Origin of the sequence: Spirillospora sp. NPDC049024 (genome assembly GCF_040649235.1) — a bacterium.
In the GTDB taxonomy this organism is placed as follows: Bacteria; Actinomycetota; Actinomycetes; order Streptosporangiales; family Streptosporangiaceae; genus Spirillospora.
Genome location: NZ_JBEZFD010000012.1, coordinates 173623 through 194258 on the forward strand (window position 1 = coordinate 173623; position 20636 = coordinate 194258).

16 protein-coding genes and 1 riboswitch are annotated in these 20636 nt (G+C 73.1%); of the genes, 12 read left to right on the forward strand and 4 right to left on the reverse strand.

All coding sequences use genetic code 11. The features are described from left to right. Nucleotides 1-20: 20 nt before the first annotated feature. Nucleotides 21-1487, reverse strand: coding sequence for a glycoside hydrolase family 15 protein (locus AB0C21_RS23265; RefSeq protein WP_500206834.1), 1467 nt, complete (start codon nt 1485-1487; stop codon nt 21-23). A 451-nt stretch (nt 1488-1938) separates the two neighbouring features. Between AB0C21_RS23265 and sucC the strand changes: the two genes are divergently transcribed. From sucC to AB0C21_RS23280, 3 genes are all read left to right on the forward strand, one after another. Then, nucleotides 1939-3120, forward strand: a complete 1182-nt coding sequence (gene sucC / locus AB0C21_RS23270) for an ADP-forming succinate--CoA ligase subunit beta (protein WP_500206835.1) — start codon at nt 1939-1941, stop codon at nt 3118-3120. A 2-nt stretch (nt 3121-3122) separates the two neighbouring features. Next, nucleotides 3123-4010: a succinate--CoA ligase subunit alpha gene (sucD, locus tag AB0C21_RS23275; protein ID WP_149259026.1), complete on the forward strand. Its 888-nt coding sequence runs from the start codon at nt 3123-3125 to the stop codon at nt 4008-4010. 192 nt (nt 4011-4202) lie between these two features. Next, a complete protein-coding gene (locus AB0C21_RS23280; RefSeq protein WP_500206837.1) occupies nt 4203-6203 on the forward strand; it encodes a cell division protein PerM in 2001 nt (666 codons plus the stop codon). Nucleotides 6204-6261: 58 nt separating this feature from the next. Here AB0C21_RS23280 and AB0C21_RS23285 read toward each other — a convergent pair whose 3' ends face one another. Then, nucleotides 6262-6762, reverse strand: a complete 501-nt coding sequence (locus AB0C21_RS23285; RefSeq protein ID WP_500206839.1) for a DUF4190 domain-containing protein — start codon at nt 6760-6762, stop codon at nt 6262-6264. Between the two features lie 210 nt (nt 6763-6972). Here AB0C21_RS23285 and purN point away from each other — a divergent pair, with 210 nt between their 5' ends. From purN to AB0C21_RS23300, 3 genes are all read left to right on the forward strand, one after another. Continuing rightward, nucleotides 6973-7734, forward strand: a complete 762-nt coding sequence (gene purN / locus AB0C21_RS23290; RefSeq protein ID WP_500206840.1) for a phosphoribosylglycinamide formyltransferase — start codon at nt 6973-6975, stop codon at nt 7732-7734. Further along, a complete protein-coding gene (gene purH, locus AB0C21_RS23295; protein ID WP_500206842.1) occupies nt 7715-9280 on the forward strand; it encodes a bifunctional phosphoribosylaminoimidazolecarboxamide formyltransferase/IMP cyclohydrolase in 1566 nt (521 codons plus the stop codon). The genes purN and purH overlap by 20 nt, the downstream gene beginning before the upstream one ends. Nucleotides 9281-9606: 326 nt before the next feature. Next, a complete protein-coding gene (locus AB0C21_RS23300) occupies nt 9607-9783 on the forward strand; it encodes a hypothetical protein (protein WP_500206843.1) in 177 nt (58 codons plus the stop codon). A 66-nt stretch (nt 9784-9849) separates the two neighbouring features. Here the strand turns inward: AB0C21_RS23300 and AB0C21_RS23305 are convergent, their stop codons facing one another. Continuing rightward, nucleotides 9850-10458, reverse strand: a complete 609-nt coding sequence (locus tag AB0C21_RS23305; protein ID WP_500206845.1) for a GNAT family N-acetyltransferase — start codon at nt 10456-10458, stop codon at nt 9850-9852. Between the two features lie 127 nt (nt 10459-10585). Beyond that, nucleotides 10586-10671, forward strand: a riboswitch (ZMP/ZTP riboswitch). A gap of 64 nt (nt 10672-10735) precedes the next feature. Here AB0C21_RS23305 and AB0C21_RS23310 point away from each other — a divergent pair. Then, nucleotides 10736-11584 carry a bifunctional methylenetetrahydrofolate dehydrogenase/methenyltetrahydrofolate cyclohydrolase gene (locus tag AB0C21_RS23310; RefSeq protein WP_500206846.1) on the forward strand — a complete coding sequence of 283 codons (849 nt, stop codon included), beginning with the start codon at nt 10736-10738 and terminating at the stop codon, nt 11582-11584. Nucleotides 11585-11750: 166 nt separating this feature from the next. On the opposite strand, the gene AB0C21_RS23315 is transcribed toward AB0C21_RS23310, so the two are convergent. Further along, nucleotides 11751-12482 carry an FHA domain-containing protein gene (locus tag AB0C21_RS23315; RefSeq protein WP_149259031.1) on the reverse strand — a complete coding sequence of 244 codons (732 nt, stop codon included), beginning with the start codon at nt 12480-12482 and terminating at the stop codon, nt 11751-11753. Between the two features lie 218 nt (nt 12483-12700). Between AB0C21_RS23315 and AB0C21_RS23320 the strand changes: the two genes are divergently transcribed. From AB0C21_RS23320 to AB0C21_RS23340, 5 genes are all read left to right on the forward strand, one after another. After that, nucleotides 12701-13141, forward strand: coding sequence for a DUF3017 domain-containing protein (locus tag AB0C21_RS23320; RefSeq protein WP_500206848.1), 441 nt, complete (start codon nt 12701-12703; stop codon nt 13139-13141). 138 nt (nt 13142-13279) lie between these two features. After that, the gene (locus AB0C21_RS23325) at nt 13280-14497 is read left to right on the forward strand and encodes an NADP-dependent isocitrate dehydrogenase (RefSeq protein ID WP_149259033.1); all 1218 of its coding nucleotides are present in this window, start codon (nt 13280-13282) and stop codon (nt 14495-14497) included. 331 nt (nt 14498-14828) lie between these two features. Next, nucleotides 14829-15818: a malate dehydrogenase gene (locus AB0C21_RS23330; protein ID WP_500206850.1), complete on the forward strand. Its 990-nt coding sequence runs from the start codon at nt 14829-14831 to the stop codon at nt 15816-15818. Between the two features lie 245 nt (nt 15819-16063). Then, nucleotides 16064-17836, forward strand: coding sequence for an HSP90 family protein (locus tag AB0C21_RS23335; RefSeq protein ID WP_500206852.1), 1773 nt, complete (start codon nt 16064-16066; stop codon nt 17834-17836). Further along, nucleotides 17826-20564 carry a tetratricopeptide repeat protein gene (locus tag AB0C21_RS23340; protein WP_500206854.1) on the forward strand — a complete coding sequence of 913 codons (2739 nt, stop codon included), beginning with the start codon at nt 17826-17828 and terminating at the stop codon, nt 20562-20564. Before AB0C21_RS23335 ends, AB0C21_RS23340 begins: the two co-directional genes overlap by 11 nt. The last annotated feature ends 72 nt before the right edge of the window (nt 20565-20636 follow it).

The following is a 20636-nucleotide window of genomic DNA, read 5'->3' on the forward strand; positions in this document are numbered from 1 at the left end:
CCGCTGGTAGGGAGGCCCTGCTAGGGGGTCGGGAGCGGGCGCTCCAGTGCGGAGAGGCTCAGCAGGACGAGCGACGCCGTCCAGCCCAGGGGCGCCGGGCCCGCGGGCTTGCCGGTCGCACCGACCTTTTCCGGCAGGACGCCCATGGACGTGCGGTGAGCGGAGAGCCAGCCGAGCCGGTCATGGGCCTCGCCCGTCCGGCCCGACGCGGCCGCGCTCAGCCCGAACAGCGCGGTCTCCGGCGTCCACGCGACGACGGGGTCGCCGGACCAGCGCTCGCCCGGCAGGACGCCCCCGTTCGGCAGCGCCTGCTTGCGCGCGGCGTCCGCGACCGCTGCGGTCACGCCCGCGTCGGCCGGCGCGAACGGCGGCGCGATGAACGTCACCGAGGTGTCCATCAGCCCGCCGGGCACGGGTGAGCGCGGGTAGCCGTAGGGGGCGAACTGCCGGGCCACCGCGTCCGATACCCGCTGTGCGGCGTGCCGCCACTGCGCCGCCCTCTCGCCGTCGCCGCGCATCCGCGCGAGGTCGGTCGCCGCGCGCAGCCCGGCCAGCACCGGCCCGACCACGCCGAGCGTCGGGCGGCGCGGGTCCTGCTCGTGCCGGTGGCCGCGCTCCCAGTAGTCGGACGAGGCGGGCGGGAGCCCCTCGGCGTCCAGGGAGCGCGCCAGGTGGTCGGCGGCGCGCCGCACCATCGGCCACAGCACGGGGAGTTCGTTCTGGTCGGCCGCCTGGACGCGGTAGAACCACGTCGACCACAGCACCCAGCCGAGCGAGTCGAGTTGCGGGGCCCGCCCGTCCGCGACGGCCGTGCCGTCGGGGTTGTACCGCGCGGCCCACATCCCGTCGTCGTGCTGCGCGCGGGCGAGGAAGCGCAGGATGCGGCGCGCCTCGGACGGATGCCCGGTCGCGGCGAACGCGGCGACGGCGAACGCGGAGTCGCGGGGCCAGCAGTACCGCCACTTCGAGTACCAGGACGCGAGGGACGCGCCGTTCGGGCGGGTGAGGAGCCGGAGATCGAGCAGGGCGCGCGTCGCCATGTCGCGGTAGGCGCCCCCCTGGCCGCCCTCCGGGACGGTGCCCTGCGCCAGCCACGCGCTGTCGGACCGGACCGCCCGGGCCACCCGCGGGTCGGAGGCGTCCACGGTGATCGGTGTCTCGCCACCGGACGGGACGAGCCGGATCCGGCCGTCCGCGAGCCTGACCACCGAGCTGCCCGGCAGGTAGGAGGCCCCCTCGGCCTGGTCGGGGGACAGCGGGACGCCCGCGAACGGCCATCCGCCGCCGCCGACGAGCCCGGGGCTCGCCCAGCCGGGGTCGGGCGGCTCGGGGACGGTGGCTCCGCCGGTCGCCACGAGGGCCGCCACGATGAGCAGGCCCGCGGTGCGCCGCACCTTACGGACCCCCGAGCGGCCGCGCGGCACGATCCGCCTGCGCAGCACGATCCGCCTGCGCGGAGCGGTGGGCCCGCCCGCGGGCGGAGGCACGGCCGGCGATGCGGATGACGATGCAGATGGCGATGCAGATGGCGATGCGGACGGTGTTGCGGATGGCTGCGCCGACGGCGGTGCGGACGTGGCGGACGTGATGGGGACCGGTGCCGCTACGGACGTGTCCCGTTCCTCCGCCATTGCCATGCGTTCGCCCCCTGTCCGCCTGGCCGTCTCGCCGAATTAGTACATCAAACTACGTCAATCGGTTCATCCTCCTCACGGGCCACTCGTGCCCTCCCTTGAGGATGAGCACACCTCCCGCCCGGCGAGCCGTCACGGCAAGGGGAAGTCTCGGTGACTTGTGGACCCGGCGGCGTCACCATGAAGACGGGTTGACTAGGCTGCATCGACGGAGCGGACCGCAGAGTGCCGGCCGCACGGACACCCGTGTAACCCCCACTCGTGTGGTCGCACATTCGGCTGTCGATCCGTAAAAGGACGCCTCGTGGACCTGTTCGAACATCAGGCGAAGGAACTCTTCGCCGAGTACGGGGTACCGGTGCCCACCGGCAAGGTCGCCCATACTCCCCAGGAAGCCCGGGCCATCGCGGCGGAGCTGTTCGCCGCGGGGAGCTCGAAGGTCGTCGTCAAGGCCCAGGTGAAGACCGGGGGCCGCGGCAAGGCCGGCGGCGTGAAGCTCGCCGACTCCGCCGACGAGGCCGAGCAGCTCGCCACCCAGATCCTCGGCATGGACATCAAGGGCCACACGGTCCACAAGGTCCTGGTCGAGGAGGGCAGCGCGATCGCGCAGGAGTACTACTTCTCGTTCCTGCTCGACCGCGCCAACCGGACCTTCCTCTCCATCTGCTCCGTCGAGGGCGGCGTGGAGATCGAGGAGGTGCCGCACGACCGGCTGGCGATGGTGCCCGTCTCCCCGCTGGAGGGCATCGACCGGGCCAAGGCCCGGGAGATCGCCGAGAAGGGCCGCCTCCCGCAGGAGGCCCTCGACGGCGCCGCCGAGCTGATCGAGCGGCTGTGGGCCGTGTTCACCGACGAGGACGCCTCCCTCGTCGAGGTGAACCCGATGATCCTCACCGCCGACGGCCAGGTGAAGGCCCTCGACGGCAAGGTCTCCCTGGACGACAACGCCTCGTTCCGCCAGGACGACCACGAGAAGCTCGAGGACAAGGCCGCGGCCGACCCCCTGGAGGCGGCGGCCAAGGCCAAGGACCTCAACTACGTCAAGCTGGACGGCAGCGTCGGCATCATCGGCAACGGCGCCGGCCTGGTCATGTCCACCCTCGACGTGGTCGCCTACGCGGGCGAGGAGTTCGGGGGCCAGAAGCCCGCGAACTTCCTCGACATCGGCGGCGGCGCCTCCGCCGAGGTGATGGCGAACGGGCTGGAGATCGTCCTGTCCGACGCCGACGTCAAGTCCGTCTTCGTCAACGTCTTCGGCGGCATCACCGCCTGCGACGCCGTCGCCAACGGCATCGTCTCGGCCTACAAGCTCCTGGCCGACCGCGGCGAGGCCGTCGACCGCCCGCTCGTCGTCCGGCTGGACGGCAACAACGCCGAACTCGGGCGCAAGATCCTCACCGACGCGGCGCTGCCCGGCGTCCAGCAGGTCGACACCATGGACGACGCGGCCAAGCGCGCCGCCGAACTCGCAGCGGCAGGTGCATGACAATGGCCATCTGGCTCACCGAGAACAGCAAGATCATCGTCCAGGGCATCACGGGCTCCGAGGGCACCAAGCACGGCCGCCGGATGCTCGCCTCCGGCGCCCAGGTCGTCGGCGGCGTGAACGCCCGCAAGGCCGGCCAGACGGTCGACTTCGACGGCACGACCCTCCCGGTGTTCGGCACCGTCAAGGAGGCCATGCAGGAGACCGGCGCGGACGTCTCCGTCGTCTTCGTCCCGCCGAAGTTCACCAAGGACGCCGTGGTCGAGGCGATCGACGCCGAGATCCCGCTCTGCGTCGTCATCACCGAGGGCATCCCGGTGCACGACACCGCCTACTTCTGGGCGTACGCGGAGTCCAAGGGGAACAAGACCCGCATCATCGGGCCGAACTGCCCCGGCATCGCGTCCCCCGGCAAGTCGAACGCCGGCATCATCCCGGCCGACATCACCACGCCCGGCCGCATCGGGCTCGTGTCCAAGTCGGGCACGCTGACCTACCAGATGATGTACGAGCTGCGCGACATCGGCTTCTCCACCTGCGTCGGCATCGGCGGCGACCCCGTCATCGGGACGACCCACATCGACGCGCTCCAGGCGTTCCAGGACGACCCGGAGACCGACGCCATCGTGATGATCGGTGAGATCGGGGGCGACGCCGAGGAGCGCGCCGCCGCCTACATCGAGCAGCACGTGACCAAGCCGGTCGTCGGCTACGTCGCCGGGTTCACCGCCCCCGAGGGCAAGACCATGGGCCACGCCGGCGCCATCGTGTCCGGCTCCGCCGGCACCGCGCAGGCGAAGAAGGAGGCCCTGGAGAAGGTCGGCGTCCGGGTCGGCAAGACCCCGAGCGAGACCGCCGTCCTGATGCGGGAGATCATGCAGAAGCTCTGACCCCCCGGGACCAGGCTGAGAACGCCGGACCATCCGAAAGACGCCCGAGCCGCCCGCGGCCCGGGCGTCTTTCGCGTCCCGGAGCGCAGCGGCGCGCTGGGGCGGGGGCGCGCTGAGACAGGGGGCGATGACAAAGGCGACACGCCGGGCGGGCGGGCCTTGCGGGGACGGGGGCGGTGCCAGCATGGACCGGTGAGCGACAAGACCCCCGGGCAGCGTGCGAAGCGGGAGCCGTCGAAGGCCGCGTCTCCGAAGGCCGCGTCTCCGAAGGCGGTGCCTTCCAAGGCGGCGTCCTCCAAGGGTGCGCCGAAGGCCGCGCCGGAGAGCGGAGCGGGGCATGCCGCCGGGCCGCCGCGCGCGGACTCCGGGCGCGGACGGTCCGCGGCCGCCGCCCCCGCCAGGCCGCTGTACGTGACGGGCCTCGTGGCGGCGCTGTGGTGCATCGGCATCGGGCTCGCCGTGCTCATGACGATCACGCTGATCGGCTGGATCGCCGCGCCGAAGACCGCGCTCGGCCACGGCATGGCCGGGGTGTTCCGGACGGCCGTGAACTTCTGGCTGGTCTCGCACCACGCGGGCTTCTCCTACGGGCACGGGCGGTTCGGGCTCCTTCCGCTCGGCGTGCTCGTCCTGCCCGGGGTGCTGCTGTACCGGGGCGGCGGCTGGATGATCCGGGTGACCGGGCTGCCGCGCCGGCAGCGGATCGCGGTCGTGCAGGTGGCGGTCGCGCTGGCCGCGCCTTACGCGGCCCTGGCCGGGCTCCTCGCGCTCGCGGCGTCGACCAAGGAGGTCAGGCCGTCGGCGTGGCAGGCGCTCGTCGGATGCTTCCTCGTCGCCGTCACCGCGGGCGGGCTCGGGGCGGCGCGGGCGGTCGTGGCGGCGGAGGCCCAGGGGCGGCGGGTCCGCTCCGGGCTGGGCGCGCTGCTGCGGCTGCTGCCCGACCGGCCGCGGTCCCTGATGATCGGCGTGGCGGGGTCGCTGAGCGTGCTGCTCGCGTCGGGCGCGCTGCTCGTGGCCGGGTCCCTCGCCACGCACATGTCGGACGCCGACGACCTCTACGACATGCTCGCCCCCGGCGTCGTCGGCGGCGTCCTGCTGCTGCTGATCGAGCTCGCCTTCCTGCCGAACGCGGCGATCTGGGGCATGGCGTACGCGGTCGGGCCCGGGTTCTCCGTCGGCGCCGGGACGAGCGTCTCCCCGACCGGGGTGTTCCTGGACGCCGTGCCCGCGTTCCCGCCGCTCGCGGCCCTGCCCCAGCCGGGCCCGGCGCCCGCGATCTCGCTGCTCGCGCTGGCGGCGCCGTTCGTCGCGGGCGCGGTCGGCGGCGTCCTGACGATCCGGTCGCTGCCGAGCCCGGTGTCGGAGGGCGCGCCGCTGTGGGGGTTCGTGTCCGGTGCCCTGACCGGGGCCGTCGCGGCGCTGCTGAGCGCGCTGGCCGGAGGTCCGCTGGGCGGCGGGCGGATGGCGACCGTGGGCCCGTCCGCCTGGCAGGTCGGGCTGATGGCCGCCCTCGAGGTGGGGATCTCGGCCGCGATCGCCGCGTGGGTGGCGAACTGGATGGTGCTGCGGCGCCCGGCGCGCGTCCCGTCCAAGAAAACGAGGTCCCGGAAGGCGAGATCAGGGAAGGCGGGGGCTGAGACGGCAGGGGCTGAGCCAGGGCCTGGGAGGCGGGCGTCCAAGAAGGCTTCTGCCGCGATGCCGGCTTCCGGGAAGGGCGCGCCGAAGAAGCCGGCCAAGCAGAAGCCTGCCAAGCCCAAGAAGCAGGCGCGGGGGGTGCCCGAGCCGGTCGTTCCGCTGTCCGCGCCCGTTCCCGGGGACTACGACCCGCACGCGGAGAACCCGCCCAGGCCGGCGCCGAGGGCCCCGCACGCACCGGATCCGCTGGAGTTCGAGGAGGCCGAGCCCGTCCTCGCGCCCCGGCGCTCCCGCCGCCGGACCGACCCCCTGCCCGACCTCATCGAGGACGTCCCCCCGCCGCCGGGCGACGGCACGGTCGTCGTCGAGGGGCATCTGGCCGACGAGCCCGACGAGCCCGACGAGTCCGGCGCGCGGGACGGCCTCGGCGCACACGAGGAGCCGGAGCCCGAGGAGAGGCGGCGCCCCGTCCCGCCGCCCCGCGAGGACTCCGGCCGCACCGAGAACCGGGGCGGCGCCATCTACGTCCTGCGCGACGAGACCGACCAGGAGGGCTGACCCGGCTCTGGATCCTCAGACCGGGCGGTTCCGCAGGGGCCGGGTCAGAGGAGGCGGGTCAGAGGAGGTCGCCGTACTTGTCCATGCTGCCGGCGGGCAGGTCGAGCTTCTCCTCGATCTTGGGGTAGTACTTCTCGCGGCACGCCTGCTTGTCGGTGGTGGTGTTGGACGCGCTGACGCAGCTCTGGTAGCCGCTCAGCTCCGTCCACAGGAACGCCGTGAGGGAGACCGACAGCAGCGAGAACGCCAGCCCGAGCGACCCGAGCACGATGCCGGGGACGGCGCCGGGGGCGGGGGACTGCGTGCGGCGCGCGTTCCGGCGGGCCTTGATGCCGACGACGAGTGCGGCGACGCCGAGCACCAGGCCGAGCGGGTAGAAGAAGAACGCGGTCAGCAGGGCGACGCCGCCGAGCCACAGGGCCCGCCAGCCGGTGCCCCGCCGGCCCTCCCGCGGCCCCGCGGGCGGCTGCCCCCCGGGCCGCGCCTCCGGGCGGTCTTCGGGCTGGGCCGGATGGTCCGGCTGCTCGCTCACGTTCTTCTCCTCCTGGCCCGTGCGCATGTCGTTTCCCTGCGGTCTGCCGTGCGGTCCGGGTCCGTACGGTCTGGTTCGTGCGGTCCCGGTTCGTGCGGTCCGGGTTCGTGCGGTCCCGGTTCGTATGGTCCGGGTTCGTGTCGTCTTGTGTGGTCTGGTTCGTGTGGTCTGGGGTGAAGCGGCGCCGACGTCGCCCGATAGGCTTCGTGGTGTCCCAGCAACGTCCACCGGGGAGTCATGGTGTCCGCCCGGCTCGTCGTCCTCGTCTCCGGCGCGGGGACCAACCTACAAGCGCTGCTCGACGCGTGCGCGGATCCAGCCTACGGGGCGAAAGTGGTGGCCGTGGGGGCGGACCGCCCCGATATCGGGGGAACCGAGCGCGCCGAACGCGCGGGTGTGCCCACTTTCACCCTTCGCATACCGGATTTCGCGTCCCGGGACGACTGGGACGCGGCGCTCGCCGAGGCGGTCGCGAAGTACGAGCCGGACCTCGTGGTGTCCGCCGGCTTCATGAAGATCCTCGGCCCGCACTTCCTGGCGCGCTTCGGCGGCCGGACGGTCAACACCCATCCCGCGCTGCTGCCGTCGTTCCCCGGCGCGCACGCCGTACGGGACGCCCTGGCGTACGGGGTGAAGGTCACGGGCTGTACGGTTCACTTCGTCGACGAAGGCGTGGACACCGGACCCGTCATCGCCCAGGAGACCGTTCCCGTGGGCTGGCATGACGACGAAGACTCCCTGCACGAGCGGATCAAGCAGGTGGAGCGCCGCCTCCTCGTCGACGTCGTCGGACGGCTGGCCCGCGACGGATGGACCGCGCGGGGCAGGCGGGTCTCGATGAAGTGCAGGACCTGCGGGGACGCGCCCGACGGCGCTTCGCCCGCCACTGCCTCGTCCGGCAGCGGTTCGTCTGACAGCTGTTCGGTTGACAGCGGTTCGTCTGACAGGGGTTCGTCCGATCAAGAGGGGAGCTCGGCCGGTGAGTCGGGTGGCGATTAAGCGCGCGCTGATCAGCGTGTACGACAAGTCCAGGCTGGAGGAGCTGGCCCGCGGCCTGCACGAGGCGGGAGTGGAGATCGTCTCGACCGGGTCGACGGCGGGCCGGATCTCCGCGGCCGGCGTCCCGGTGATGAAGGTGGAGAAGCTCACCGGGTTCCCCGAGTGCCTGGACGGGCGGGTCAAGACCCTGCACCCGAAGGTGCACGCGGGCCTGCTCGCCGACCGGCGCAAGGAGGACCACCTCCAGCAGCTCGACGACCTGGCCGTGGAGCCGTTCGACCTGGTGGTCGCGAACCTGTACCCGTTCGCCGACACGGTGGACTCGGGCGCGACGCCGGACGAGTGCGTCGAGCAGATCGACATCGGCGGCCCCACGATGGTCCGCGCCGCCGCGAAGAACCACGCGAGCGTCTCCGTCGTGGTGGACCCGTCCGGCTACGGGACGGTCCTGGACGCCGTGCGGGCCGGCGGGTTCACCCTGGACGAGCGCCGCCGCCTCGCCGCGCGGGCGTTCGCGCACACCGCGTCCTACGACGTGGCCGTGGCCTCCTGGTTCGCGAGCGCCTACGCGCCCGACGAGACCGCCGCCGAGACGCGGTGGCCCGACTTCCTCGGCGCCACGTGGGAGCGCTCGAACACCCTGCGGTACGGCGAGAACCCGCACCAGCGGGCCGCCCTGTACCGCTCGCCGGGCGAGACGGGCCTCGCGGGGGCCGAGCAGCTCTACGGCAAGGAGATGTCCTACAACAACTACGTCGACACCGACGCCGCGCGCCGCGCCGCCTACGACTTCACCGAGCCGTGCGTCGCGATCATCAAGCACGCCAACCCGTGCGGCATCGCGGTCGGCGCGGACATCGCCGAGGCGCACCGCAAGGCGCACGCCTGCGACCCGGTGTCGGCCTACGGCGGGGTGATCGCGGCGAACCGGCCGGTCACCGCGGACATGGCCCGCCAGGTCACCGAGAGCTTCGCCGAGGTGCTGGTCGCCCCGTCCTTCGAGGACGAGGCCGTGACGGTCCTCAAGGACCGGTTCAAGAACATCCGCCTGCTGGTCTGCCCGGACGCCCCTGTGGGCGACACCGAGTACCGGCGCATCGACGGCGGCATGCTGCTGCAGGGCGTCGACCGCGTGGACGCCGACGGCGACGACCCGTCCGCCTGGGAGCTGAAGACCGGCGCCGCCGCGGACGAGGCGACCCTGCGCGACCTGGTCTTCGCCTGGCGGGCCATCCGCTCGGTGAAGTCCAACGCGATCCTGCTGGCCGCGGACGGCGCCACCGTGGGCGTCGGCATGGGCCAGGTCAACCGGGTCGACTCCGCCAAGCTCGCCGTCGCGCGGGCCGGGCAGGAGCGCGCCGCGTCGTCCGTGGGCGCGTCCGACGCGTTCTTCCCCTTCCCGGACGGCCTGGAGGTGCTGGCCGAGGCGGGCGTCCGCGCGATCGTCGAGCCGGGCGGGTCCGTCAACGACGACAAGGTGATCGCCGCGGCGGAGAAGGCGGGCATCACCCTCTACTTCACCGGCGTCAGGCACTTCTTCCACTGACGGCTCGCCAGGCGCGCCGCTCCTGCGGGCGCGCCGTACTGCGGACGCGGGGGCGGCCCCCGGCTCGTGATCCACGGCCGGGGACCGCCCCCGCCGGCATGTCCGAAGCCCTCTCGTCCCGCGCGGCCGCGGGACGCCGCGTCCTCGGCTCCCCAGCGGCGGGTCAGCCCCGGCGCCCGTCCCGTCGCTGTTCAACGAGGTTGTCCGTTTGCGACCTATTTTTCGATGCGGGACCGCGCACCGGCGCCGGGCGGGTAGCCTCGCACTGCCGCGCCCCCCTTGACCCTCCCTTGACCCCGGCGCGGGCGTTCCGTGTTGGAGGCGGGATGGATTTCCTGATGTCCCTGATGCTCGGCGTCGTCTACCAGGCCGACTCGCTGCTGATGGAGTCCCGGCAGGTGATCGGGATCGTGGCCGCGTTCCTGGCCGCGGTGCTCGCCGCCCAGTTCGGCTGGCACGGCACCGACCGCGTCATCGGCTGGCGCCAGCGCTCCGAGGACTGAGCGCTCCGAGCCCTGACCGCTCGAAGGGCCGAGCGCATGTGAGGGGCGGCCGGGGCCGCGCGTCCCTCAGCGCAGTCTCGCCCGCAGGGCCCGCTCGGCGGCGGGCCACTCGTCGTCCGTCATCGCGTAGGCGGCGGTGTCGCGGATCGAGCCGTCCGCGCGGATCCGGTGCTTGCGGTGGACGCCCTCGAACGACGCCCCGAGCCGCTCGATCGCCGCACGCGACCGCTCGTTGCGGACGTGCGTGTGCCACCCGACCCGGATCGCCCCCAGGTCGCCGAACGCGCGGCCCATCAGGAGCAGTTTCGCCTCGGTGTTGAGGCCCGTCCGGTGCCACCGCGCCCCGAGCCAGGTGTGGCCGATGCACAGGCCGCGGTGGGACGGGGAGATCTCGTAGTAGGAGGTCATCCCGGCGACCTCGCCGGTCACCGCGTCGATCTGGACCCAGGGCAGGCGCAGCCCGCGCTCGCAGGCCGCCAGCGCCGTGTCGACCAGTGCGCGCATGTCCGCGGCGCTCGCCGGCTGACGCTCGTTCATCCAGGTCCACAGTCCGGGGTCCTTGGACGCCTCGAACAGGCCGCCGGAGTGCTCGGCGGCCAGCGGCTCCAGCCGCACGTACCGCCCGGTCAGGACGGGTCGCTCGAACCATGCGCCGCTCAACCGTTCGTCGCTCATGCCGAGCACGCTAGGAGCCCGGGGGCGGACTCCGGCAGAGCCACTTGGCGCCGTTATCCGCAAGCCACTCGCGCGGGCGCTCCCCGGGAAGTCCCTGGGCGGCCGTTCGCGGGCGGCCGGTTAGCATGGGTTCCTACGCGACTGGCGCGGTCAAGGTGGATCACCACCGGGGAGCGAACGACAGTCCGGACACCGCGCGCCTGGGTGGACGGGACCCCTTCCGGCCGGGCATTGCGCCCGGGGCCCGGTCCCGGCCGACATCCACGCGGAGGAACGCATGACGGCACAGATTCTGGACGGCAAGGCCACGGCCGCCGAGATCCGCTCGAACCTCAAGGTCCGCGTCGAGGCGCTCCGCGACCGCGGCGTGTCCGTCGGGCTCGGCACCGTCCTGGTCGGCGACGACCCCGGCAGCCACTCCTACGTGAACATGAAGCACCGCGACTGCGCCGAGGTCGGCATCGAGAGCATCCGCCGCGACCTGCCCGCCACCGCGTCCCAGGACGAGGTGGAGCGCGCCGTCGCCGAGCTGAACGCCGACCCCGCCTGCACCGGCTACATCGTCCAGCTGCCGCTCCCGAAGGGCCTGGACGAGCAGCGCGTGCTGGAGCGCATCGACCCCGCCAAGGACGCCGACGGCCTGCACCCGACGAACCTCGGCCGGCTCGTCCTGATGCAGCCGGGCCCGCTGCCGTGCACGCCGAAGGGCATCGTCGAGCTGCTGCGCCGCTTCGACGTCCCGCTGAGGGGCGCCGAGGTCACGGTCGTCGGCCGCGGCATCACCGTCGGACGCTCCCTCGGCCTGCTGCTGACCCGCCGCAGCGAGAACGCGACCGTCACCCTCTGCCACACCGCGACCCGCGACCTCGCCGAGCACACCCGCAAGGCCGACATCGTCGTCGCCGCCGCGGGCGTTCCCGGCCTCATCACCGCCGACATGGTCAAGCCCGGCGCCGCCGTCCTCGACGTGGGCGTCTCCCGGGTGGACGGCAAGCTCGCCGGCGACGTCGCCGCAGACGTCCGCGAAGTCGCGGGCTGGGTCGCGCCCAACCCCGGCGGCGTCGGCCCGATGACCCGCGCGATGCTGCTCGCGAACGTCGTCGAGGCCGCCGAGCAGACCCGCTGACCGACCGCCGTCCCGAGACGACGCGCCGCGGGGGCCGCCACCCAGCACCAGGTGGCGGCCCCCGCTCACGCAGCCCTGGCCGCGCCGTCACATACGCGGCCTTATGGGGGGCTCAGCGATCGCCCTCTGGTTTGCGCTGCCGGGGAGGGCGACCGCAGGTCTCACATCAGCTGGCCCTCCGTCCCGCGGCCGTGCTGTGCGCCGGACGGCCCGGCGCATGGGTGTGGCCCGTCGTGCCCGGCCGGCGCGTCTCGGTGGTGCCGCGCACCCCGGGGACGCGCCCGTCCATCGGCGGACGTCCCTGCTGGGGGACGTGCACCGGTGGCAGCGGTCGGACGAGGCCCATCGCGATGACCTCGTTGGCGAGCCGAGTGCGCCGGTTCGCGCCCTCGGGGATCCGGAACTTCTGATAGAGGCGCAGCAGATGCTGCTTGACCGCGGCCTCGGTGACGACCAGCTCGCCGGCGATGTCGCGTGCGGTGGCCGGAGCCACGAACGCCTCGTCGGACAGGGCGGGCCGGCACAGCGAGGTCAGCACGTCGACCTCGCGGCGGGTGAGCTCGGGTGCGACGGCGCGCCGCAGTTCGACGTCCGGGTCGACCTCCTCACGGGGGATGCCCCCCAACCGGCAGCGCGCCGTGCCGAAGCTCACGACGTCACCGTCCTCCAGTACACGGCGTGCGATCGGCCGGCCGTTGACGCGCGTCCCGTTGCGGGACAGGCCCATGTCCACCACGTAGACGTACGGGCCACGTCGGACGATCTCTGCGTGCAATCGGGACACACTCGGGTCGTCGAGGCGGATGTCCACTCCTCTCCCTCTCCCGACCGTCGTCACGTCGGGGCGCAGCGGCATCACCAGCCCGCTGTCCTCGATCCGCATGAACGGCCCCTCCACGGCAGTCCTCCCAGCTAGTTAGCGACCCCTGTCTGCCGGGTTACCCGGGCGCCGTGCCGTCACACCCTCCTACTGGCGAGTAGGACCGGTGGCGCAAGGGATTGCGGGCTCTCGGCCATCACCTGGAGCACATAGGACCCATCCGCATTCCGGCGGTGGCGCGCGACGGCGGGTGCGCGATGTCGTGCCGGGACCCGAATGCCTATACCGTGAGGGCCATGAGCACCCAGGTGCATCGGCGCAGGCGCAAGGCGCCGCGTCGGAGGGGCGCCGCCCCGCACTGGCTCGCGCGGCTGCCGTACCTCCTCGTGCTCAGCGGCGTCGGCGCGGGACTCACGCTGTGCGCGTTCAACTACTTCCGCAAGGGCTCGGGCCTGATGGCCGCCGCGCTGCTCATCGGCGCGCTCGCCCGGCTGCTGCTGCCCGAGTCGCAGCTCGGCCCGCTCGCCGTCCGCAGCCGGTCGGTCGACTGCTGGACGCTCGTGATCCTCGGCGAGATGGTCGCGTTCGTCTCGCTGAGCGTCCCGCCGATGAACAAGACCGGGCTCGTGCTCGCCGGGGCGTTCGGCGTCCTGATCGCCCTCACGATGCTGGTGCGCGGTGTGCGGCTCCTCCTCGCCGGGCGCTCCTCCCGGACGGGTGAAGGGCCGCCGGGCTAGCGCGTCCGCGCAGGTGGGGGCGAGGGCGGGGGTCGCCGTGGCAAGGCCAGGTCTAGACCTCATGACCGCCTCGGCTAGCCTAGCCAGTTGAGCCTTACAAGGACTGCTGGCCAGGTGTAGGAAAGGGACAGCACAAGCATGCCCAAGATCAAAGTAGCGGGCCCGGTCGTCGAACTCGACGGCGACGAAATGACGCGGATCATCTGGAAATTCATCAAGGACCAGTTGATCCTGCCCTACCTCGATGTGGACCTGAAGTACTACGACCTGGGGATCGAGCACCGTGACGCCACGGACGACCAGGTCACCGTCGACGCCGCCAACGCCATCCTGGAGCACGGCGTGGGCGTCAAGTGCGCGACCATCACCCCCGACGAGGCACGCGTCGAGGAGTTCGGCCTGAAGAAGATGTGGCGGTCCCCGAACGGGACGATCCGCAACATCCTGGGCGGCGTGATCTTCCGCGAGCCGATCGTTGTCTCCAACATCCCCCGCCTGGTCCCCGGTTGGACGAAGCCGATCATCATCGGCCGCCACGCCCACGGCGACCAGTACAAGGCCACCGACTTCGTCGTGCCCGGCCCCGGCAAGGTGACGATCACCTACACCCCCGAGAACGAGGGTGAGCCGATGGAGTTCGAGATCGCGAACTTCCCCGGCGGCGGCGTGGCCATGGGCATGTACAACTTCGACGACTCGATCCGCGACTTCGCCCGGACGAGCATGCGGTACGCGCTCAACCGCGAGATGCCGCTGTACATGTCGACGAAGAACACGATCCTCAAGGCCTACGACGGCCGGTTCAAGGACCTCTTCCAGGAGATCTACGAGACCGAGTTCAAGGCCGAGTTCGAGTCCAAGGGCCTCACCTACGAGCACCGCCTCATCGACGACATGGTCGCCGCGGCGCTCAAGTGGGAGGGCGGGTTCGTCTGGGCCGCCAAGAACTACGACGGCGACGTCCAGTCCGACACCCTCGCGCAGGGCTTCGGCTCCCTCGGCCTCATGACCTCGGTCCTCATGACCCCGGACGGCAGGACCGTCGAGGCGGAGGCCGCGCACGGCACGGTGACCCGGCACTACCGGCAGCACCAGCAGGGCAAGCCGACGTCGACCAACCCGATCGCGTCGATCTTCGCCTGGACGCGCGGGCTGGAGCACCGCGGCAAGCTCGACGGCCAGCCCGAGGTCATCGACTTCGCCCGCAAGCTGGAGCAGGTCTGCATCGAGACCGTCGAGAGCGGCCAGATGACCAAGGACCTCGCCCTGCTCGTCGGCGGCGAGACCCCCTGGCTGACCACGCAGGGCTTCCTGGAGGCGCTCGACACCAACCTCCAGAAGAAGATCAACTCCTGATCGAGCCTCCCCAGCGGAGTCGACCTGCGCAGGCGGTCGACTTCGCGCAGGCGGTCGAGGGCCGTCCCGGATCCGTCCGGGGCGGCCTTCCGCCTTCCCGGGACCGCATCCAGCCTTTCCGGACGGCGTTCCGCCTGTTCGGGGCCCCTGTGGCATGCCGGGAGGTGCACCTGGACGGTCGCGGGTAGGACGTGCGCGATAGCCTGGCACCGCAACTATCTCGACGGCGAGAGAACCCGCGCCAGCCGGCGCATGCGGGCGGCCTCTCGGGCGGTCGGGTTCCCAAGGATGGCCGCCTGAGCCCCGTCAGGTCACAGCAGGAGAAGGACGCATGACTCGCACCCCAGTCACCGTTACCGTTACCGGCGCCGCGGGCCAGATCGGCTACGCGCTGCTGTTCCGCATCGCGTCCGGGCACCTCCTCGGCGCGGACGTGCCCGTACGCCTGCGCCTGCTGGAGATTCCGCAGGCGGTGAAGGCCGCCGAGGGCACCGCGATGGAACTGGACGACTGCGCGTTCCCGCTGCTGTCCGGCATCGACATCTTCGACGACGCCGGGCGCGCCTTCGAGGGGACGAACGTCGCGCTGCTGGTCGGCGCCCGCCCGCGCACGAAGGGCATGGAGCGCGGCGACCTGCTGGAGGCCAACGGCGGCATCTTCAAGCCGCAGGGCGAGGCGATCAACGCCGGCGCCGCCGACGACGTCAAGGTCCTGGTGGTCGGCAACCCCGCGAACACCAACGCGCTGATCGCGCAGCAGCACGCCCCGGACGTCCCGGCCGAGCGGTTCACCGCGATGACGCGCCTCGACCACAACCGCGCGCTGGCGCAGCTGTCGAAGAAGGCGGGCGTCTCGGTCGCCGACATCCGGAAGATGACGATCTGGGGCAACCACTCCGCCACGCAGTACCCGGACCTGTTCCACGCCGAGATCGCCGGCAAGAACGCCGCCGAGACGGTGAACGACCAGAACTGGCTGGAGAACGACTTCATCCCGACCGTCGCCAAGCGCGGCGCCGCGATCATCGAGGCGCGGGGCGCGTCGTCGGCGGCGTCGGCCGCGTCCGCCGCGATCGACCACGTGCACACCTGGGTGAACGGCACCGCCGACGGCAACTGGACGTCCATGGCGGTCGTGTCGGACGGCTCCTACGGCGTCCCGGAGGGCCTGATCTCGTCCTTCCCGGTCACCACCAAGGACGGCGAGTGGGAGATCGTCCAGGGCCTGGAGATCGACGACTTCTCCCGCGCCCGGATCGACGCCTCGGTGAACGAGCTGTCGGAGGAGCGCGACGCCGTCCGCAAGCTCGGCCTCATCTGACCCGCTCCCTCTGCTTCATCCGCTTCACGGACGAGCCCCGGACCGCCCAGGCCCGGGGCTCGTCCCACGCGCACCCGCCAAGCCGGACCGCGGGCGCAAGGGGAAAGGGAGGGGTGTGCGCCCCGGGGCGCGTCCTCCGTGGGTCGGTGTGCTCAGCGGGCGGCGGCGGGTGCAAATGATCTGAAGGCGTCGGTATCGGTCGCTAGGGTGTGATCGCTCGGAAAGTGATCGGGGGAGGCGTGCCGGTGGCCGAACAGGCGTTCCAGGTGGATCTGCGGGGCGTGGTGGATCTGCTGAGCCGCCATCTCTACGCCAGCCCGCGGGTCTATCTGCGGGAGCTGCTGCAGAACGCGGTGGACGCGATCACGGCGCGCGGCGCGGGGGGCCGCGTCGAGATCGAGACGGGCGGCGGCGTGCTGCGCGTGCACGACGACGGCGTCGGCCTGACCGAGGACGAGGTCCACACGCTGCTGGCGACGATCGGGCGGTCGTCCAAGCGGGACGAGCTCGGGTTCGCGCGCCACGACTTCCTCGGCCAGTTCGGGATCGGGCTGCTGTCGGCGTTCCTCGTCGCGGACGAGATCGAGGTCGTGACGCGGTCCGCGCGCGGCGGCGGCGCGGTCCGGTGGACGGGGCGCTCCGAGGGCAGCTACCAGGTCGAACCAGGCGAGCGGGACGAGCCGGGCACGACGGTGACGCTGCGGGCCCGGCCGGGGTCGGCGGAGCTGCTGAGCCCGCCGGTCGTCGCCGAGCTGGCCGCCACGTACGGGTCGCTCCTGCCGGTCGAGCTGGTCGTGGACGGCGTCGCCGTCACCGGCGACGGGCCCCCGTGGCGCGCGTCCTACCGCGACCCCGCCGACCGCAGGCGGGCGCTGGACCGCTACTGCGAGGACGTCTACGGGTACACCCCGTTCGACGTGGTCGATCTCGACGTGCCGGAGGCGGGGCTGACGGGCGTCGCGTTCGTCCTGCCCGAGCCGGTGGCGCCGTCCGCGCGCTCCGCGCACCGCGTCTACCTGAAGCGGATGCTGCTGGCCGAGCACGTCGAGGGCCTCCTGCCCGACTGGGCGTTCTTCGCGCGCTGCGTCGTGGACGCGGGGGAGCTGCGCCCGACCGCGAGCCGCGAGGCCCTCTACGAGGACGAGCTGCTGGAGTCGACGCGGCACGGCCTCGGCGAGGTGCTGCGGCAGTGGCTGGTGAAGCTCGCCGAGACCGACCCGGCGCGGCTGCGGGCGTTCCTGCGGCTGCACCAGCTCGGCGTCAAGGCGATGGCCCTGCACGACGACGACATGCTGCGGATAGTCGACCGGTGGCTGGAGTACGAGACGTCCTCCGGGCCGATGACTCTGCACGAGTTCCGCCGCCGCCACCCGGACGGCCGCTTCACCGCGAGCGTGGACGAGTTCCGGCGGCTGTCGGCGGTCGCGGGCGCCCAGGGCGTGGGCCTGGTCAACGGCGGCTACGTCCACGACACCGAGATCATCGAGCGGCTGCCCGACCTGGACCCCGACATCCGGCTCACCCGGCTGGACGCGGCGGAGCTGACCACCACGTTCGGCGTCCTCGACCCGGCGACCGAGCTGGCGCTGCGGCCCTTCCTCGCGGCGGCGCAGCGGGCGGTGGAGCGGCTCGGCTGCGAGGTGGTCGTCCGCGACTTCGATCCCGCGTCGCTGCCCGCGCTGTACCTGACGAGCCGGGACGCGCAGTTCCGCGAGGAGCTGGAGCGCGCGAAGGAGGAGGCGGGCGAGCTGTGGGCGGACGTGCTCGGCGCGGTCAACGCCTCCGCCGGCATCGACCGCCCCCAGCTCGTGCTGAACCACCGCAACCCGCTGGCGCGGCGCGTCACGGCGCTCGGCGACGGCGGGCCGGTCGAGCCCGCGGTCCAGGCCCTGTACGGGCAGGCGCTGCTGCTCGGCCACCATCCGCTGCGTCCCGCCGACACGGCGGTCCTGAACCGTTCCTTCATCGGCCTGCTGGAGTGGGCCGTCCACTCCCCGGAAGGTCCCGATGAGCACTGAGGACGTCTATGCGCTCATGGCGCGGTCGCAGGAGCTGCCCTACGGGGAGGCCCGCACCGTCCTGGTCGAGGACGCGCTGCGCCGCGCGGAGGCGGCCGGCGACGAGGTGCTGGCGTTCCACGTGCGGATCAGGCTGACCGACGCCTACCGGTACGGCGGCGAGCCCGCGAAGGCGTTCGCGACGTTCGGCCGCACGCTGGCCGACCACGACCGCGACCCCGTCCGGTTCGACGAGACGCACAACCTGCTGTGGCAGATGAAGGCGGCGGTCAGCTCCCTGACCCTGTTCCCGGAGATCCCGCTGGACCGCGCCTTCGCCGTCCTGGACGACATGGAGCGCCGCTACAAGACGGGCGGCCACAGCCTCCAGGCGGTGTACCACTACCGCAACGTGGTGGCGCGGCACATCGGCGACGGTTCGGCCGACGAGTGGTTCGTGAAGTGGCGCACGGCCGAGCGCGACGAGCTGTCCGACTGCGAGGGCTGCGACCCGACCGGAATGGTCCGCCACCTGGTCGAGGCCGGGCGGCACAAGGAGGCGTTCCAGATCGCCGCGCCCGTGCTGAGCGCGCAGCTGCGCTGCAACGAGCAGCCGCAGTCGATCCGGACGGCGATGCTGCCGGTCTACCTGCGCACGGGCCGCCTGGAGAAGGCCGCCGACGCGCACCGCCGCGCCTACCGGGTGCACCGGGCCCGCCTCGCCGACCTCGGCGACATCGCCGACCACCTGGAGTTCTGCGCGGTCACCGGCAACGAGGCGCGCGGCCTGGAGATCCTCCAGCGGCACATCGGATGGCTCGACCGGGCCCCGTCCACGCACGCCGACATGAACTTCTCCGCCGCGGCGGCCCTCGTGCTGGGGCGGGTCGAGGCGGCCGGCCACGGCGCCGCGACCGTCCGCCGCCCGGCGGTGGGCGACCGCCCGGCCGCGGACGTGCCCGTGCCCGAGCTCCGCGCCGAGCTGGCCGAACGCGCGACGGCGCTGGCGGACCGGTTCGACGCCCGCAACGGCACGTCCCACCAGGGCGACGAGGTGCGGGCCACGCTGGCGGCCGAGCCGGTCGTCGACTTCCTGCCGCTGGCCCCCCACCACCGCCGTCCCGTCCCCGCCCCCGCGCGGCGGACCGACCCCGCCTCCGAGCCGCGGAGCGACGCCGCCCCCGAGCCGCGGAGCGACGCCGTGCCCGAGCCGCGGGACGGCTCCGCCTCTTCCGAGGACGTCTCCGACCTCGCGTCGGTGGACGATCTCGACGAGCTGCTCGAACGGGTGGACCGGTGCCGCCGGGAGGAGGACCTGCCCGGCATGCTGGCGGCCTACCGGCGGTTCGACGCCGTCGCCGAGACCACCGAGCCGACGCCCCTCCAGAGGGCCCGCCGCATCGACGGCCGGGGCGTCGAATTCGCCATCGACGGGAACGTCCAGGACGCGGTCGAGTGCTGGGAGGAAGCGGCCCGGCTCTACGCCGGGCTGGGCGACGAGACGGGCCGGCACCGCGTGCTCGGCCGCCTCGGCGCCGCCCGCGTCGACCTCGGCGACGAGGGCGGCCTGGAGCAGGTGATCGCGTCGGCCGAGCACCTCGCCGCGCACCCGGGGGAGGCGGGCGACGCCCAGGTCGCGCTGCTCCGCCTCGCCACCGTGCAGGTCAGGTTCGAGCGCCCGGCCGAGGCCCTCGCCACGCTCGACAGGGTCGACCTCGACGACGCGCCGGAGTTCGCCGGAGAACTGTGGTTCCAGCGGGGGCAGGTGCTTCTGCGGACCGGTGACACCGAGGCCGCGGAGGAGGCGCTGCGCCGCTCCCTTGAGGCGTCGCGCGCCTCGGACCGGCCGGAGACGCTCGCCGCGCCCGCCCTGGCGCTCGCCGGCGTCCTGGCCCGGCGGGAGGGCGGGCCGGACGAGGAGGCGTTCGCCCTGTTCGACGAGGCGCTCGCCGTCCTGCGCGGCCCCTCGCCGCTGCGCGCGGCCGTGCACACCGACCGCGGCCTGACCTTCCTCGCCGCCGACCGCCCCGCGGACGCCGTCGCCGACCTCGTGGAGGCCATCGCGGCCTGGACGGCCGAGGGCATGCACGAGCAGGCCGTCCACATCCGCACGGACCTCGCCAACGCGTACCTGCGCACGGGCCGCCACCTGGAGGCCGCCGAGGTGGCCGAGGAGGCGCTGCCCGGCCTGGACGGCGAGAGCGCCTGGAACTGCCGCCTGATCCTCGCGCACGCGCAGAAGGAGATGGGCGAGGAGGACGCCGCCGCGACGTTCGCCGACCTCGCCGAGGAGGCCGCGCGGGACGGCCGCCCCGACGCCGCCGCGCACTTCCTGGAGGAGGCCGCGGGCGTCCTGTCCGCCCTCGACAAGGACGCCCTGGCCGCCGCCCGGTTCGCCGAGGCCGCCGAGGCCTGCGAGAAGGCGGGCGACCCCTACGGGCTGGTCCGGACGCGCCGCCGCGCCGCGATGTGCCTGCTGTGGAGCGGCGACCGCGAGGAGGCCGTCACCGCCATGGAGACGGCCCGTGCGGCCCTGGCCGGGCTGCCGCCGGACAACGAGCCCGCCCGCGTCTGGGAGACCGCCCTCGTCTCCTTCGACCAGGCCCGCCTCCTCGCCCAGGTGGGCCGCCTGCCCGAGGCCGCCGCCCACGCCTCCGCCGCCGCGGACGGCTTCACGACCCTCGACGAGACCGACGCCGCCGAAGAGGCCACCCGCCTCCACAACGACATCAAGGCGGCCATCGAGTAGCAGGGCCCCGGCTGCCCGGTCGGGCTCCTTGGTCAGGCGCCTGGTCAGGCTCCTTGGCCAGGCGCCTGGTCA

Bases quoted from the DNA above. Each gene is read 5' to 3' on its own strand.
- sucD (WP_149259026.1), top strand. From the start codon at position 3,123: ATGGCCATCTGGCTCACCGAGAACAGCAAGATCATCGTCCAGGGCATC.
- AB0C21_RS23285 (WP_500206839.1), bottom strand. From the start codon at position 6,762: ATGCGCACGGGCCAGGAGGAGAAGAACGTGAGCGAGCAGCCGGACCAT.
- purN (WP_500206840.1), top strand. From the start codon at position 6,973: ATGGTGTCCGCCCGGCTCGTCGTCCTCGTCTCCGGCGCGGGGACCAAC.
- AB0C21_RS23300 (WP_500206843.1), top strand. From the start codon at position 9,607: ATGGATTTCCTGATGTCCCTGATGCTCGGCGTCGTCTACCAGGCCGAC.
- AB0C21_RS23305 (WP_500206845.1), bottom strand. From the start codon at position 10,458: ATGAGCGACGAACGGTTGAGCGGCGCATGGTTCGAGCGACCCGTCCTG.
- AB0C21_RS23310 (WP_500206846.1), top strand. From the start codon at position 10,736: ATGACGGCACAGATTCTGGACGGCAAGGCCACGGCCGCCGAGATCCGC.
- AB0C21_RS23320 (WP_500206848.1), top strand. From the start codon at position 12,701: ATGAGCACCCAGGTGCATCGGCGCAGGCGCAAGGCGCCGCGTCGGAGG.
- AB0C21_RS23325 (WP_149259033.1), top strand. From the start codon at position 13,280: ATGCCCAAGATCAAAGTAGCGGGCCCGGTCGTCGAACTCGACGGCGAC.
- AB0C21_RS23330 (WP_500206850.1), top strand. From the start codon at position 14,829: ATGACTCGCACCCCAGTCACCGTTACCGTTACCGGCGCCGCGGGCCAG.
- AB0C21_RS23340 (WP_500206854.1), top strand. From the start codon at position 17,826: ATGAGCACTGAGGACGTCTATGCGCTCATGGCGCGGTCGCAGGAGCTG.